The organism is Spirosoma pollinicola (assembly GCF_002831565.1).
In the GTDB taxonomy this organism is placed as follows: Bacteria; Bacteroidota; Bacteroidia; order Cytophagales; family Spirosomataceae; genus Spirosoma; species Spirosoma pollinicola.
Genome location: NZ_CP025096.1, coordinates 5,564,767 through 5,580,579, shown reverse-complemented (window position 1 = coordinate 5,580,579; position 15,813 = coordinate 5,564,767). Strand labels below are relative to the sequence as shown.

Annotated in this window: 12 protein-coding genes; 4 read left to right on the top strand and 8 right to left on the bottom strand. The window is 49.3% G+C overall.

Annotation, left to right across the window (positions count from 1 at the left end):
* Positions 1-154: 154 nt before the first annotated feature.
* Positions 155-739 (top strand): TetR/AcrR family transcriptional regulator, encoded by a 585-nt coding sequence (locus tag CWM47_RS23525; RefSeq protein ID WP_100990618.1) that lies wholly within the window; start codon positions 155-157, stop codon positions 737-739.
* 74 nt (positions 740-813) lie between these two features.
* On the opposite strand, the gene CWM47_RS23520 is transcribed toward CWM47_RS23525, so the two are convergent.
* The 7 genes from CWM47_RS23520 to CWM47_RS23490 form a co-directional block, all read right to left on the bottom strand.
* A complete protein-coding gene (locus CWM47_RS23520; RefSeq protein WP_100990617.1) occupies positions 814-3,945 on the bottom strand; it encodes an efflux RND transporter permease subunit in 3,132 nt (1,043 codons plus the stop codon).
* Between the two features lie 21 nt (positions 3,946-3,966).
* Positions 3,967-5,022 carry an efflux RND transporter periplasmic adaptor subunit gene (locus tag CWM47_RS23515; RefSeq protein WP_100990616.1) on the bottom strand — a complete coding sequence of 352 codons (1,056 nt, stop codon included), beginning with the start codon at positions 5,020-5,022 and terminating at the stop codon, positions 3,967-3,969.
* A gap of 20 nt (positions 5,023-5,042) precedes the next feature.
* Positions 5,043-6,380 (bottom strand): TolC family protein, encoded by a 1,338-nt coding sequence (locus CWM47_RS23510; RefSeq protein ID WP_100990615.1) that lies wholly within the window; start codon positions 6,378-6,380, stop codon positions 5,043-5,045.
* A 60-nt stretch (positions 6,381-6,440) separates the two neighbouring features.
* Positions 6,441-6,917: a MarR family winged helix-turn-helix transcriptional regulator gene (locus CWM47_RS23505; RefSeq protein WP_100990614.1), complete on the bottom strand. Its 477-nt coding sequence runs from the start codon at positions 6,915-6,917 to the stop codon at positions 6,441-6,443.
* A gap of 222 nt (positions 6,918-7,139) precedes the next feature.
* Positions 7,140-9,050, bottom strand: coding sequence for a malto-oligosyltrehalose trehalohydrolase (treZ, locus tag CWM47_RS23500; protein WP_100990613.1), 1,911 nt, complete (start codon positions 9,048-9,050; stop codon positions 7,140-7,142).
* 246 nt (positions 9,051-9,296) lie between these two features.
* On the bottom strand, positions 9,297-9,554 hold the full coding sequence (locus CWM47_RS23495; protein WP_262512027.1) for an alpha-glucosidase C-terminal domain-containing protein: 258 nt from the start codon (positions 9,552-9,554) through the stop codon (positions 9,297-9,299).
* A gap of 41 nt (positions 9,555-9,595) precedes the next feature.
* Positions 9,596-11,332: an alpha-amylase family protein gene (locus CWM47_RS23490; RefSeq protein ID WP_100990611.1), complete on the bottom strand. Its 1,737-nt coding sequence runs from the start codon at positions 11,330-11,332 to the stop codon at positions 9,596-9,598.
* A gap of 181 nt (positions 11,333-11,513) precedes the next feature.
* Here CWM47_RS23490 and CWM47_RS23485 point away from each other — a divergent pair, with 181 nt between their 5' ends.
* From CWM47_RS23485 to CWM47_RS23475, 3 genes are all read left to right on the top strand, one after another.
* Positions 11,514-12,203, top strand: coding sequence for a DUF421 domain-containing protein (locus CWM47_RS23485; RefSeq protein WP_100990610.1), 690 nt, complete (start codon positions 11,514-11,516; stop codon positions 12,201-12,203).
* A gap of 7 nt (positions 12,204-12,210) precedes the next feature.
* Positions 12,211-12,897, top strand: coding sequence for a DUF421 domain-containing protein (locus CWM47_RS23480; RefSeq protein WP_100990609.1), 687 nt, complete (start codon positions 12,211-12,213; stop codon positions 12,895-12,897).
* A 225-nt stretch (positions 12,898-13,122) separates the two neighbouring features.
* The gene (locus CWM47_RS23475; RefSeq protein WP_100990608.1) at positions 13,123-14,580 is read left to right on the top strand and encodes a M20 family peptidase; all 1,458 of its coding nucleotides are present in this window, start codon (positions 13,123-13,125) and stop codon (positions 14,578-14,580) included.
* Here CWM47_RS23475 and CWM47_RS23470 read toward each other — a convergent pair.
* Complete coding sequence (locus CWM47_RS23470; RefSeq protein ID WP_100990607.1) at positions 14,561-15,799, bottom strand: glycosyltransferase family 87 protein; 1,239 nt, start codon at positions 15,797-15,799, stop codon at positions 14,561-14,563. The genes CWM47_RS23475 and CWM47_RS23470 overlap by 20 nt on opposite strands.
* Positions 15,800-15,813: the final 14 nt, after the last annotated feature.

Sequence of the window (15,813 nt, the reverse complement as noted above, 5' to 3'; positions counted from 1 at the left end):
TAGTGAGCCACTGGTATATCATACTGATATGCCAGTGGCTTGTTTTTTGCATTATACGTCAACTTTGTTCATGCCAATCTGAACAAAGAAGAATCAGGACTAGTAAAGGGAAATCGAGTCTGCTTTTATAGAAAGACTAGTACTGATTAGCGACGTGAAAGAACGAATTATTACTGAGGCAGGGCATTTATTTAATCAGTTGGGCGTGCGAACGGTGCGTCTGGAAGATGTTGCCAATCAATTGGGTATTTCCAAAAAGACACTCTATCAACATTTTGTGGATAAGGAAGCCCTTGTGAGGCAGGTTTTGGAAACGCAACTGGACGAAAACTTGCGCGAAGCCAACGCCATTCATGCTCAAACGGCAAATCCTATCGTAAGCGCCTTACTTATATGGGATCGTTTGATTCGCTATCGACAGACGACGAACCCGAATATGCTGCGTGATATTGAACGTCATTATCCAACCGTCTGGCGTATGTTTCAGACTTTTCGGGCAACATATATCAACATAATTCTGGTAACGAATTTTCGGGAAGGTATTGAGCAGGGATTGTATCGAAACGATCTGGACGAAACGGCTCTGGCCTGGTTATGGGCCGAAGAAAGCCAACTGGAAGTTCCATTCGAAGGCGCAGAAACTGCGTTCAAGCATCACTTCGTTCGCGGTTTGCTGACACAAAAGGGCTTAGCCCTGTATGAGTCGTTAGCTGTAAAACAGACCGGGACCACTAATTAGCGGTCCCGGTCTGTTCGTTAATATCTTAGTTCTACAGGCTGGCGTTCCAAAACCCAACACCACAGCGCCAACATCTAATTAATCGCTTTGGCAACAGTCAGTTCCTGCGGCTTTTTGGGTTCGGTCTTCTTGCCGGTGAATCGGGCAATAATCCGGTCGACGACCAGATAAACAGCCGGTACGACCAGTAGCGTCAATACCAGCGAACTGCTCAGGCCACCAATAATTACCCAGGCCATCCCGTTTTTTACTTCGGCACCGGCACCACTTGCCAGCGCAATGGGCAGCATACCCACAATCATCGCCAGCGTGGTCATCAGGATAGGGCGTAACCGCTCTTTACCAGCTTCGATCAGAGCTTCGACCACCGGCATACCTTCTGCTTTTAGCTGGTTGGTGAAATCGACGATCAGGATGGCGTTTTTAGCTACCAGACCGAGCAGCATAATCATCCCCACAATAGAAAACACCGTCAGGCTTTGCATCGACAGGGCGAGGGCCAGCAAGGCACCAATCAGGGCTACCGGAATGGAGAATAGCACGACGAATGGATACACAACACTTTCGTACAGGGCTACCATGATGAAGTACACCAGCAAAATACCCAGAATAAGGGCTTGACCTAAACTGCCAAAGGCATCGGACTGTTGCTGTAACTGGCCGAGATACTGAATGGAGATTCCTTCGGGAAGCTTTACATTCGCCATCTTAGCCTGAATATCGGCACCCACCGAACCCGATGGGCGACCAACTACCTGCGAGTTGACCGAAATGGCTGACAAACGGTCGATGCGTTGCAGTACGCTTTCGCCCACCTGCTGCTCAACTTGCGCAAACTGCGACAACTCAAACGAACGACCCTGGTTATTTACAAAGGACAGTCGGCTGATATCGGCCGCATCCGAGCGATCGAATTTATCGAGCCCAACCAGAATGTCGTACTCGTTTCCGTTCTGTTTGAATTTCGAGCGGTCGTCGCCCCGGAAGGCGATTTGCAGGGCCTGTCCAACATCAGTAGCGCTGATACCCAGTTGCGACATCCGCTCCCGATTCAGCCGGACGCTTACTTCGGGCTTGGGGTCTTTTACAGAATACTGCACATCCTGCGTGCCCGGCACCGACTCAACCACTTTTTTCACCTGCGCGGCCGCCTGCCGAATAGACGGTAGATCGGTGCCTTTTATCGCAATCTGAATAGGCGCCTGCGTACCACCGGCAATGGAAATAGGGCTAACCGTTACCCGAACGCCGGGAATCTGGGCAATCTCCTGTTTCACCTGACTCCCAAACTCTTCTGTCGACATAGGCCGGGCTTTTTTGTCGACCAGTTTTACGGTCATATCGGCCACGTTACTGTTCGACGAGGTGGCAATGCCGCTGCTGGTATACCCTACGTTCGTGAAAACGTTGGTCACTTCGGGGTGTTTTAACAGGAGTTGTTCAACTCGTTGCGATACTTGGTTTGTCTGGTAAATGGAGGCTGTGGGAGCCAGTTCGATATTAACGTTGAACTCGCCCTGATCACTTTGTTGCATGAAAGCGGCTCCGATAAACCCACCCGGAACCAGCGCAATCGAGCCAACAAATAACACAATGACTGCGATGAACACCCAGCGCTTATGACCCAAGGCTGATGTCAGAATACGGCCATACCCCTCTTTCAACCGATCCAGGAAGTGTTCGAAACCAAGGTTCAATTTGCCCCAGAGCGTATTGGGGTTTAGTACTTCCAGCTTACCGAAACGGGATACCAGCAAGGGCGTCAGCGTGAAGGATACGAGCAAGCTCATGAGGGTCGAGAAAACCACGACGAGTGCAAATTCGCGCAGAATATTCCCGATCAGACCCGAGGTTAAGGCAAGTGGCACGAACACCACAATGTCGACCAGTGTAATGGCAAGGGCCGTAAAGCCGATCTCATTCCGACCGTCAAGCGCGGCTGTCCGTTTGTCCTTGCCCATCTCCATGTGCCGGTTAATATTTTCCAGTACAACAATGGAGTCATCAACCAGAATACCCACCACCAGTGACAGGGCCATCAACGTCATCAGGTTCAGCGAGAAGCCAAACACATACATTAGAATGAAGGTCGGAATCATGGACGATGGCAGTGCCACCAACACGAATAACGACGAACGAACACTGTGCAGGAACATGAGCATAACAACCGACACGATCAACACGGCCAGAAACAAGTCGTCAACAACGGCTTCGGCCGAGGCCAGCGTGTAAGTCGACTGGTCGGAGGCAATGTTGAATTTCAGACCAATGTTGGCGTACTGTTTTTCAATCGTGGTAATCCGCTCCCGTACCAACTGGCTCACATCGACTGCGTTGGCATCGGACTGTTTCTGCACCTGTACCCCAATAGATGGGCGGGCGTTTATGTGGTTAAGTGCTGTCGCTTCGGCAGTACCGTCGACCACTTCGGCCACGTCCTGCAACAGTACCTGACCGCCATCGGTCCGGCGGGCAATAATCAGGCTTCGAAGCCGGTTGGTGGTGGCTACTGTCGCATCGAATCGAATGGAATACTGGTTTTCCTGCGTTTGCAACTGACCAGCCGGGTAGCTCGCGTTAGCCGCATTAATGGCCTGCGACACCTGCCCAATAGACAAGCCGTAAGCCCGTAATTTTTCCGGGTTCACGTTCACCTGAATCTCCCGTTCGGAGCCGCCAATGATACTGATCTGACCCACACCCGGCACGTTCGACAGTTGCGGTTTGATCTTGTCGTCCATCAGGTCGTACAACTTGGTAGGCGAGAGGTTCGCCGTTAAGCCCATCCGCAATACCGGCAATTCGTCGGTCGAGAACTTGTTAAGCGTTGGCTTATCGGCTTCGTCTGGCAATAGGTTTACGATCTGGTCTACTTTCCGCTGAGCGTCCTGTTGAGCGAGGTTTACGTCGATGCCGTTTTTCAACTGAACGATTACAATCGACGCCCCTTCCTGCGAGGTGGAGTTGATCCGGTCCAGTCCTTCCAGCGACGAGAGAGCATCTTCGATGCGTTTGGTTACGTTGGTTTCCACCTCATCGGCCGAGGCTCCCCGGTATACCGTTGCAACACTAATTACATTGGCTTCAAACTTGGGCAGCAGGTTGTATGACAACTGCTTGTAGCTTAGAAAGCCGAACAGAACCAATACGGTGAAGATGGTCGTCACCAGTAGGGGTCGTTTTATGGCTATTTCTGTAATGGACATGGTCTGTTGGAGTGTCTGTACTTATTTCGTTACCTGCACGGGTGAGCCGTCGCTAAGATTGATCTGCCCGGTTGTAACAACCTGTTCGCCTGCTGTGAGGCCGCTGGTTACTTCGATGGTATCGCCAAAATCGCGGCCCACACCAATGGGGCGCTGACGAACTTTGCCGCCTTCAATCACATACACGTATGGATTTTTGATGCTGGCCACCAGTGCCGAACGGGGGATCTGTAGCGCCTGCTGATTGGATTTTTTGGAAAAATCGACGTTAACGAACGTACCGGCTTTGAGCAGGCCACCGTTGCTGAGCGTGATCTCCACCGGATAATTGTGTTCCTCATTGCCCTGGGGAGCGATGTATGAAATCGTTCCGTTAAAGATTCGGTCGGGGAATACATCGGCCGTAACGCGCACCGGCTGGCTTTCCCGCAGGGCATACACGTCTTTTTCGTTGACCAGCACCTGTACTTTCAGGCGCGAAATATCCAGAATCGTACCCAGCACTGTTCCGGCGTTTACGTATTCACCGGCTTCGATATTTTTCTTGACAATCCGCCCGCTGATAGGAGACTTTACATCGGCGTCCTGAATCTGCTTGCGAATCTGGTCGGCCTGATTCAGTGCGTTTTCGTAATTATATTTGGTATCGTTTACCTGAATTTCGGTGGTGGCATTGCCCGCCAGGAGCGTGTTATACCGGGTCACATCTTTCTTCAGCTTGTCGATGTTCAACTGAGTGGCCTCAAGCGACAGCTCTTTCAGCTTGCTGTCGACCTGAATAAGTGTCGAACCCTGCCGAACGGTTGAGCCAAGGTCGAAATTCACCCGCGTCACTTTACCCGGAACCGTTGCCATAATATCGGCTTCTTTGAACGGAATAAGGTTGCCGGTTTTGATAAGCTGTTGCGCTACATTGGCTTCTGCAACCGTAGCGGCCGTCACCGGAATGGCGGCATTGGTATTCGTTGGCATCTGGTTCTTCCTGTCAATTTCTTTCTTGTTGGAAGCCAGTCGAAAGCCGATCAGTGATACAACGGCCAGGATGCCTGCTATCACAATAATCGTTGTCTTTTTCATAATGTAATTAGCTGATAGCCTTAGAGTTGGTTGTAAAAATTAAGTAATGAACCCTGCGATTGCTCCAGGTCGAGCCGGGCCTGATACAGGTTGATCAATGAATTGATGTAGTTCGACTGGGCCTGCCGGTAAGACGTATCCGCATTGAGCAGATCGGTCAATGACTTGGTCCCCTGTTTATATTGAAGCGTCGTGACGTTATAGACATCCTGCGATAGTTTAACATTCAGGTCGTCGTTTTTAACATTAGTTTGTGCGCGCTGAATCTGCGACTGGGCGTTGTTGAACTGAAGCCGATAAGCCGATACGTTCAGTTTTTGCTGTTCTTCCTGTGTCAATACCGTTAGCCGTTGCTGCTGCACCTGGGCATCGCGCTGTAAACCGTCGAAAATGGGGATGCTCAACCGCAACCCAACGTTCCCGAACCCAACGAAGTTGGTAAGTATCTTGTCAAAAGTCTGGGCTCCCAGATTCACCGTACCATAACTGGCGGTCAGGCTGAGCGTGGGAATATAACCCGCCTTGATTCGCTGTAATTGCAACCGCTGTAACATCAGGTTCGTTTCGGCCTGTTGGAAAGAAACCAGACTACGGGCCTCAAATGGTGACTGGTCGATAGTAGGCAACTGCGTGAGCAGGGTCGAATCGGACAAAGTCAACACCTGATCGGCGGGGAATCCCATCTGATACTTGAGTCGGTTCAGGGCCAGGTTCAGGTCATTCTCGGCCAAACTCAACTGCGACTGGGTGCTGTTGAAATTGACTTCCGTACGCGTATAATCGACCGGCTGAATGACCCCATTATCGCGCTGTAATTTCAGGATGTTCAGCACCTGTTGCGTCCGCTGAAGGTTGTCACGCAGCAAGGCAATCTGTTGTTGCGCCACAAACACCTGATAATAGTTGCTGGCGATGTTGTAAACAATATCTTCGCGGGTTTGGCGGGTATTCAGTTGCGCCAGCTGCTGATTTGGCTTGCTGGCCTTGATGCCGATCAGTAACGAACGATCGAACAGGGTTTGCGTAGCCTGTGCCGTCAGCGTTGTCTGATATTTCTGCCCAATGATGAATACACGTGGTTCCGGCCCAAACACACCCGCAGGAATAATACTCTGTTGCAGCTTCAGGTTGTCGATAGATGTACCTGTTGCCGTTACCTGAGGCAAGTATTGCCCCAGCGCCTGACGCGCCTGTTGGTTAGCGTTTTCTGTCTGATATTCCGCAATGCGGGTAGTGCCAAAATTTTTCAAACCGTAGTCGACACAGTCTTTCAGCCGAAAGCCGGGAGTGGTTTGTGCCCGGATGCTGGCTGATACTGTCAGCAGCAAAACCAGGGCAAGTGCAATTTTACGTGTCATAAATACAAACGTTGAGCTGTCAACTGTAGACATATCAACTATTAAAACAAAAAAAGAGAACTATTGATCTAGAATGGTTGAGATTTTTTTCAATACACTGAGTAATGACTGAACCTCTTCGGGCGTTAGCTGGCTGGTCAACTGTTGATCGAACAATTCAGCGGTTTCCATAACCTTTTGAATAATAAGCTTGCCCGCTGGTGTTAACTGAATCAGGTTTTTGCGTCGATCGGCACTATCGGCCACTACGCGCAGATAGCCATCTCGCTCCAATGTGCGAATGGAGCGCTGTATGCCCGATTTATCCTTCTGTAACTGGTTGGCGATCTCCTGTTGAGAAGGTAAATCTGACCCCCAGAAGTGCGCTACAAACAAAACCGGCAATTGCTCAAACTGCAGCGAGTAGCCCAGCTTCGCCAACTCCCGGTTCGTTTTCCGAGTCATGAGGTGGGCTACAGCATTTATATTAAACGTAACGAATTGGCTCATCTGAGCGGCTATTCGTTGCTGTACACCTGATGTGCTATCCGTTATCATGCGGCAAAGGTAAGTAAGTTGATATGTCAACCAAATAGTTTGAGGAAAAGTTTTTGTGGGTGACCACCCCCAACCCCTCCTAAAACAGGAGGGGGCTTAAAAAGGGTACTCTTGGTACAGTACTTTCCTTATATAAGTGGAACTAAGAACAGGCTACCCCTCAGCATAGCCCCCTCCTGTTTTAGGAGGGGGTTGGGGGTGGTTTACGCCGGTTGGGGGTGGTTACCCCTGATACAGCCTTGGTGAAATAGGATTTGGCAGTTTGATCTGAGATTTTTCATGCCCTTGCGCATAAATAACGAGCGATTCGGGGGGGAGGATGATGGTCGAATGATCGTTATCCAGGGAGTCGGGGGCAAGTGGCGTGTCTGTTTGTGAGTGCCACTGCGGCTCAGCCGAGTCGAGCAGTTTTTGCCACGGCTTGTTGTTGCCAGTGATGGACAGAGCTATGGATTGCGGTTGTTTATTGAAATTCATCAGGCATAAAACATGCTGATCTTCGTGCCAGCGGTGCAGCAACAGCGTTTGTTGGTTGTCGCAGGCGGTGACTTCCAATTGTTGGCGGTTCAGGGTGTACAGGGCTGGTAACTGCTGGCGTAAAGCAATCAGGACTTGGTAATACCGGAGCAGCGATTGGTGAGGCTGCTGCTCAATCGAGTTCCATTGGAGTTTGGTTTTCTCGAACGTTTCTTGTGTTTGCGGGTCAGGCACATCCTCATCCGATGGGCCAAATTCGTCCTCCCGACCTTGCTTGACGGCTTCTATTAAATCTGGCTTATGGTGGGTGGCGAAATAAAAGAACGGATTTGATTCGCCCCATTCCTCGCCCATAAATAATAACGGCACATACGGACTGAGCAACACCGCTCCCGCCATCAATTTCAGCGTATCGTAGCTATACAACTGACTGGTACGTTCGCCCATTTTTCGATTGCCTACCTGATCGTGATTCTGTGAAAACACGATAAACTGCTGGCCTGGGTTTTTATCGGCCTTAATGCCAAAAAGCTTTTTGCGCACGGTCGAGAATTGCCCATCATAAACATAGGCATCCCGATAAGATTTTTCTAATTGGCCAATTCCGTCGAAGTCGGCATAATAGCCATCTTTTTTTTCGCCAACCGTTACGCGTAGCGAATGATGAAACTCATCCATCCACTGCGCGTCCATACCATATCCATTCTCGGCTATCGGATTAATATAACGTGGATCGTTCAGGTCGTTCTCGATGAACAGGTGATACCGACGGCCAGTCGTTTGCGTCAACTGATCGACTTTTTGCCGGAGTTCCTGCAAAATATGAACCGGGCTGAAGTCTTTTATGGCATGGACAGCATCCAGGCGAAGCGCATCGACGTGAAAATCCCGGAACCACATCAGGGCGTTTTCAATAAAATAATGCCGGACGCCATCGCACCAGGTATCATCAAAATTAATTGCATCACCCCAGGGGGTACAATACTTGCTGGTCAGGTAGGGACCGAATTCGTTGAGGTGGTTGCCCTCCGGGCCGAAGTGATTGTACACCACATCAAGCACCACCGCAATACCTCTGTAATGGCACGCGTTAATCAGGTGGTGCAACCCTGTAGCTCCTCCATACGAGTACTGAGCGGCAAAGGTAAAAATGCCATCGTAGCCCCAGTTGCGGGAATCCGAAAACTGGGCGATCGGCATGAGTTCAATGGCCGTTACGCCCAAAGCTTTCAGATAGTCGAGCTTGGTTTCCAGCGCAGCAAAGGTGCCTTCGGGCGTGAACGTGCCTGTGTGAAGTTCATAAATCAGGTAGTTTTCGACTGGTGGGTTGACCCAGCATTGATCTTCCCAATAAAACGAAGCGGTATCAATTGCCTTCGAGGGCCTATGTACTTCGTTTGGCTGGCAAAGTGAGGCCGGGTCGGAGCGTTCCGTTTCGCCATCGAGAATAAACGTATATAAATCACCGGGTTTAAGCTGGCTGGTTTCCAGGCACCAGTAGCCCAACTCTTCCTGTGTCAACGAGAGTGCCGCTGATTGGTTATTTATTTTGAGTTCTATGTGTTTAACAGTAGGGCCCCATACTACCACCTGCGCCTGTTGCTGATCTGGAAATGTTACACCGAGTGATCGTTTATGAATGCTTACTTGATACATTTTAGCTGTAAGATGGTTTTCGTCATGTTTGCTTACCAACCATATACAACCAGTAGCTATCGGGCAGGTTTGCAAAACAGTTCGAAGAGTGGGTCAACGGACCATTCTGGCGTGGGTATTTACCCGTGCCTGTCCATATCGCCAGTATTCACTGGCCTTTCGGTTATTCATGCGCCAGTGAATACTGGCGATATGGACAGGCACGGGTAAATACCCGCGCCAGCCACCAGAAAGCGGCCTAGGAGTTTATTTTGCCCGATACCAACCCGACCCATAGCCCGGCAACTTGACGGCATAACTGCCATTAGAACCAATTTGGGTTGCTGAACTATCCAATAAATTGACCAGCCCTCGACCCGTTTTCATTGATGTTTGTAGCTGGCATTGCTGCGGCTCCTTACTAAAATTATAAACCATCATCAGCGTACGGCCCTGCCAATCATATTGCATAGCCAGCACGTGTTCCGAACCTGTGTCGATGAGTTTCCAGGCTCCCCAGCCAATTTCGGGACACCGNGCCAGCCACCAGAAAGCGGCCTAGGAGTTTATTTTGCCCGATACCAACCCGACCCATAGCCCGGCAACTTGACGGCATAACTGCCATTAGAACCAATTTGGGTTGCTGAACTATCCAATAAATTGACCAGCCCTCGACCCGTTTTCATTGATGTTTGTAGCTGGCATTGCTGCGGCTCCTTACTAAAATTATAAACCATCATCAGCGTACGGCCCTGCCAATCATATTGCATAGCCAGCACGTGTTCCGAACCTGTGTCGATGAGTTTCCAGGCTCCCCAGCCAATTTCGGGACACCGCTTCCGAAGCCGGGAAAATTTGATTACCTGATTCAGAAGGGAGGTCGAATCTGCACGCTGTGCCGCTACATTGATCTTTGTGTAGCTATAAGGGCCTTTATTGATGATGGGTCGAACGGTTTTGGCCGATTCCGAAAACCCGGCATTCGGCCCATTCGACCATTGCATAGGCGTCCGGACGGATAGCCGCTCTTTCAGGCTAAGATCGTCGCCCATGCCAATTTCTTCGCCGTACCGAATCACGGGCATACCGGGTAAGGAAAATAAGATACTGTAGGCTAATTCCGTTAGTTTCGGGTCGCCCAGCATTGGAGACAGACGCCTGCGAATGCCCCGGTCATAAAGCTGCATCGTTGTATCAGGACCGAAGCGGGCATATACCTTATCCCGTTCCTTATCGCTCAGTCTGCCCAGGTCAATTTCGTCGTGGTTACGAAGAAAATGCGCCCACTGGGCGGTTGGGGGTATATTTTTGGTATCGTCCAGCGCCTTCTTCAGCAGCTTGGTTTCGCCGGTGGCCAGAGCATAGAACAGGTGCTGATTAACGAAAAAGTTGAACATCGTCTGCATGTTTTGCCCTTCCTTACCGAAATAAGGTTCCTGTTCCTTGGGGTCAACATTGGCTTCACCCAATAGAATAGCGTCCCGTTTATGCCACTGAATGTACTCGTGCAATTGGGTAATTATGTCGAACTGGTGCTCGGGTTTGTCGGGGTCAAAATCTTTATTGGCAATTTCGATCAGGAACGGAACGGCATCTACCCGGAAACCCGCAATGCCTTTGTCAAGCCAGAACCGAACAATTTTTCGCATCTCCCGCTGAACAGCCGGGTTCTGCATGTTCAGGTCTGGCTGGGATTCATAGAATCGGTGATAAAAGTATTCGCCCGCCTGTTTGTCGTAGGACCAGATGTCTTTCTGGACGCCCGGAAACACCATGCCTGAATCCCACTTTTTCGGGCGTTCTTTTGACCACACATACCACGAGCGGTAAGGAGAATCGGTACGCTGACGGGCCTGCTGAAACCACGGATGCTGATTGGAGGTATGATTTGTGACCAGGTCCATCATGACCCGAATGCCCTTCTGGTTCGCCTGACGCATGAATTCGTCAAAATCCTGAGTTGTACCCAGACGTTTGTCGATGCCATAAAAGTCAGCTATATCATACCCGTCATCTTCGTTTGGCGTAGGCTGGAACGGAGCCAGCCAGATCGTTTCAACGCCAAGCGTTTTCAGGTAATCGAGCTGTTGCATAATTCCCTTGAAATCACCAACACCATCTTTGTCAGAGTCTTTAAATACCTCCACGTCTACGCTATAAACGAGTCCGTTTTTATACCAGAGTTCTTCAATGAAATCGGTTGGCAGGGGAGCCGGAGGAACAGTGGTCGATTTTGTGTCATCTGCGTCTTTCTGACAGGCGGTGAACATGCCGATACACAGAAGTAAGGCTAGTTTTTTCATTGATAATGTCGTGATCGTATTCGCTACAAAACCAACCAGCTAACCAAGCATCCTGTTAGTAAGAAGACCGTTTCCTGATTGTCTGGTCTATTTATTAAGCATACTTTATAGATTATATGAATAAATCCAGATTTTTTCCTTTATGACCAATCAATTCGATTTAATCAAAAGTTAGGTGGGCATGGATAAAGACGACATCAAGCTGGGTGATTGGCAGCGTATACTAATTGGCGATGCTCCTGTAGAATTTTTGCTGGAAGTATTCATTCGTACATCGCTGATCTACCTGGTACTTCTGGTTGTGATGCGCCTTCTTGGAAAGCGAATGAATGGGCAGCTTACCAATCTGGAACTGGCTGTGATGCTCACAATGGGAGCTATTATTTCGCCAGCCATGCAGCTACCTGATCGTGGGTTATTGTCGGGAATGCTGGCTCTTGCTTGTGCGCTCACCTTTTTGCGGGGCGTCAACTGGTTGGGCTTCAAACACAGCAAAGCCGAAAGAATTATTCAGGGGACAGGAACAGTGCTAATCAAAGATGGCGTCTTTCAACTGAAACAGATGGCCGAAAACAGGCTTTCGCACCAACAGATTTATGCCGCTTTACGAACCGAAAATGTCTATAATCTGGCCAACGTAAAGCGTATGTATCTGGAAGCGTATGGGATGTTCAGTATTTACCAGGATAAACAAAAAAAACCGGGTTTATCGGTGCTGCCGCCAGCAGATGCCGAAGTTCAGTCAATTCATGAGCAAAAAGACGACAACCATGTGGCGTGTAGTAACTGTGGTAATACCATTCCGGCGCAACCGAAACCAGGTCTTTGCTCTGTTTGTCAGGTCGATAGCTGGGTAGGAGCCGTTCTTTAACTAAGTCATGCATAAAGAAGATATCAGTTTATACGACTGGCAGCGAATTCTCGTAGGCGAGGTGCCGGGCCTTTTTTACGTAGAAATTTTGATTCGGGCGGCCACAATCTACCTGATTCTGGTTTTGGCCATGCGGTTAATGGGGCGACGTATGGCCTCCCGATTAAGCCGTAATGAGATGGCCGCAATGGTTTCGCTCGCGGCTGCAATTGGGGTCGCTATCCTGGACGCGCAGCGAGGAGTGCTACCGGCCTTCGTTATTGCCATGGTTGTGGTGTTTACGCAACGTGTCATATCGTATTTTGCCGCAAAGAATCAAAAATTTGAAACCATCTCACAGGGTAGATTCAGCACGCTGGTTCAAAACTCGGTTATTCAACTAGCGGGAATGAGCGAATCAACCATTACCCGTGAGTTGCTTTTTGCCCAGCTTCGCTCGAGTGGCGTGATTCATCTGGGGCATGTGAAGCGATTGTATATGGAAGCTAACGGCGCTTTTACACTCATTGAAGAACCGAATCCTACGCCTGGTCTTTCAATCTTACCCGAATGGGATACCGATTTTGTTGATCAGCAGGAAAAAGCAGACGGGCAGCTTGTGTGCTATCGTTGCGGCAATGCGCAGCCAAAATCCGGCCCAAAGGACAAGTGTACCAATTGCGGGAATAATGAGTGGGTTCCGGCGTTGAAATAGGGCAATACCATTACTTCACTGCGGGCAATAGATGAATTTTGATTTTACCCTATTTACTGGGTCTAAAACACAAAATCAAGCTATTAAAAATTAATATTTCTTTGAATCTCCAAATAAACGTTGGCTTTTGATAAATAATGGCGTTTTTGGGACGCACAAACCTGTTCGTACTTAGAACGTATGGGTTCTGTAGTCGCTCATTTCACCATTTACCCTCGTCAACGAATGCGCTTCATTCTACGAATTCTTGGTTTTCTGCTTGTATTTCTTCTTGTTGTTCTGCTCGTTAACACGTTCCGGCTAACGTCTCACCAACTAACGAACGTGCCTCCGGCGGCACCAATTACGGTACCTGATTCGGCTATTCAGCGGTTTGCCGGAGCTATTCGCATTCCCACCGTTTCATACACCGATTACACGCTGACGGATACGACCCAATTTGACAAGTTTACCGCCTACATACGGGCAGCGTACCCGCTCATCCATCAGCGACTGAACCCGCAGACGTTCAATCATTATGGCTTGTTGTATGAGTGGAAAGGCCGGAATCCAGCGCTGAAACCCGTTTTGTTAATGGCTCATTACGATGTCGTGCCGGTTATTCAGGGAACGCAGGGCATGTGGAAACGCCCACCTTTTGCAGGTATTATCGACGATGGGTATCTCTACGGACGTGGTACACTCGATGATAAAATGGGCATGATGGGCCTGCTGGAATCAGTCGACTATTTGCTAAAGTCGAACTTTCAGCCCGAGCGAACGCTGTTGCTGGCCTTCGGGCAGGATGAAGAAACATCGGGCGAGCTAGGCGCTCAAACCATTGCGGCTGCCCTCAAAAAACGGGGGGTGTCGCTGGAATATATTCTGGATGAAGGGGGCGAGATAAAGCCCGAAGGTGTTGCCGGTATCAACAAGCCCGTTGCATTGATCGGCATCAGCGAAAAAGGCTATATGAGTCTGGAACTGACGGCCATCGGTAAAGGGGGACACTCGTCTATGCCGCCTGCACAAACAAGTATTGGCATGGTGGCCGAAGCGGTCAGTAAACTGGAGCATAACCCGTTTCCGGCCCGGCTAAACGGAGGAATGGACCAGTTGCTGAGTTACCTGGCGTCAGAAGCCCCGTTTAGCAAACGTATTATCCTTGCCAATCAGTGGCTATTTGGTCCAGTGATTGAGCGGTCCATCGCCGAAACGAAGTCGGGGAGCGCCACCTTGCGGACCACAACGGCCCCGACCATTTTTCGGGCCGGGGCTAAAGACAATGTGCTCCCCATCGATGCCGTCGCTACGGTCAATTTTCGAATATTGCCAGGTGATACAGTTGAGGGAGTTATCAGTCGGGTTAAGGAAGTGATTGATAATGATAGTATTACGGTCAGTATTTTGGGTAAGGGTAATAACCCCGCTCCAATGGCCAGCACCGAGAACATGGGCTTCCAGACGATTAATAAGACCATTAAGAGCGTCTTTCCAGAAGTCGTAGTTGCGCCCTTCGTCATGCTTGGTGCCACCGATTCCAAATTTTACGCGGCTCTTACGCCATCCATCTACAAGTTTTCGCCCATTCCCCTGTCAGATGCGCAATTAGCGGGTGTTCACGGCACCAATGAGCGTATCAGTATCAAGGATTACAAAAACATAATCTGGTTTTACGTAACGCTCATTCGTAATAGCCAGTAGGGCGTAGCGTGGGCGGGCTTCCGCCCACGCTACAGTCAATATCAATGGATTGCCAATCGTTGATTAACAGCTCGACGGTAAGTTTCGCCCAGATGGCGATGCAAAAGACCGCCTTTAGTACGTAAGGCAAGACAAGTAGATCGCGAAGTGCCGTTGGAAACACATCCGTGGGGGAGAGTGAGGTGAAAACAAAAGCCAGTATGACCAGTACCCGATTTGTGACGGTGACAGGCTGACAAAAGTACCAGATACCAACGCCTGTAATGGCCAGAATAAACGTAGGTGATTCGGCTTTGTGATTAAAAATAACGACCCAGATCAGAACCGACGCTAAGAGAAACAGGCGGTATTGATTGGACTTATACTGGTCGGTTCTGAGCAGCGGCAACATGAGCAGGATGCCCCCAATAACGACCACCAATAGTTTTGATGGATCCAGCGAGAACCACGTATTCAGCCAACCCATCACCGACAGGCCAATCGAACTCGAATGATCATTCTGCAACATGACCCACCAGTTTATGTACTGATTCAATAACTCCTGGTAAGGAACGACAGCTAGGGGTAGGATGGCCAGTACTGCCGTCCAGCCAATTGTATATAAGATAGCCGTCGGCTTGCGGGGATATAACAAAAACAGAACAAATCCGACGACGCCAAAAATCTTGATGAATGTACTGAAAAGCATAAGTAAGCTAGCCCATAAGGACTTTTCTCGTTCCAGCCAGATGAAACTCCAGACAAATAGCCCCGCTATTAATCCATTGCTCTGGGCGTTTTGAATGGAGGTTAGCAACTCAACCAGAATGAACCAACGGATTTTCACTCTGCTGTCTTCAGACACAAACGGCAGGTGCTTAATACCAAAGAACAGGACCAGCGTATTTAACAGATTCCAGCCTGTTAGTCCCAGCCAATCGGGCAGGAATGCAAACAAGCCCATGAACAATGCGAACGTGGGGGAGTATTTGAATAAATCCCATTGCTCGGTCAGGTGAAGCGAATAGAGATTTTTATGGGTGAGTAAGTGGATAAACGAGTTTTTGAAGATGATGTAGTTGTTGTAATTTGAGTAGCGTTGAACGCTGGGCCCAATTTGTTGGTCGGGTAATAAATACTGCTGTATGCTCGCCAATAGGGTTATTAATAGGTAAGCACTTAACAGGACCGACTCTTTACCGAAAAATTGACTAATGGTTTTATAACGTGAGTTGAGCATGTAAACTGTGAATT

Coding starts and splice junctions, on each gene's coding strand:
- CWM47_RS23480 (WP_100990609.1), top strand. CDS start 12,211: ATGCATAAAGAAGATATCAGTTTATACGACTGGCAGCGAATTCTCGTA.
- CWM47_RS23505 (WP_100990614.1), bottom strand. CDS start 6,917: ATGATAACGGATAGCACATCAGGTGTACAGCAACGAATAGCCGCTCAG.
- CWM47_RS23520 (WP_100990617.1), bottom strand. CDS start 3,945: ATGTCCATTACAGAAATAGCCATAAAACGACCCCTACTGGTGACGACC.
- CWM47_RS23510 (WP_100990615.1), bottom strand. CDS start 6,380: ATGACACGTAAAATTGCACTTGCCCTGGTTTTGCTGCTGACAGTATCA.
- CWM47_RS23485 (WP_100990610.1), top strand. CDS start 11,514: ATGGATAAAGACGACATCAAGCTGGGTGATTGGCAGCGTATACTAATT.
- CWM47_RS23490 (WP_100990611.1), bottom strand. CDS start 11,332: ATGAAAAAACTAGCCTTACTTCTGTGTATCGGCATGTTCACCGCCTGT.
- CWM47_RS23470 (WP_100990607.1), bottom strand. CDS start 15,799: ATGCTCAACTCACGTTATAAAACCATTAGTCAATTTTTCGGTAAAGAG.
- CWM47_RS23515 (WP_100990616.1), bottom strand. CDS start 5,022: ATGAAAAAGACAACGATTATTGTGATAGCAGGCATCCTGGCCGTTGTA.
- CWM47_RS23475 (WP_100990608.1), top strand. CDS start 13,123: ATGCGCTTCATTCTACGAATTCTTGGTTTTCTGCTTGTATTTCTTCTT.
- treZ (WP_100990613.1), bottom strand. CDS start 9,050: ATGTATCAAGTAAGCATTCATAAACGATCACTCGGTGTAACATTTCCA.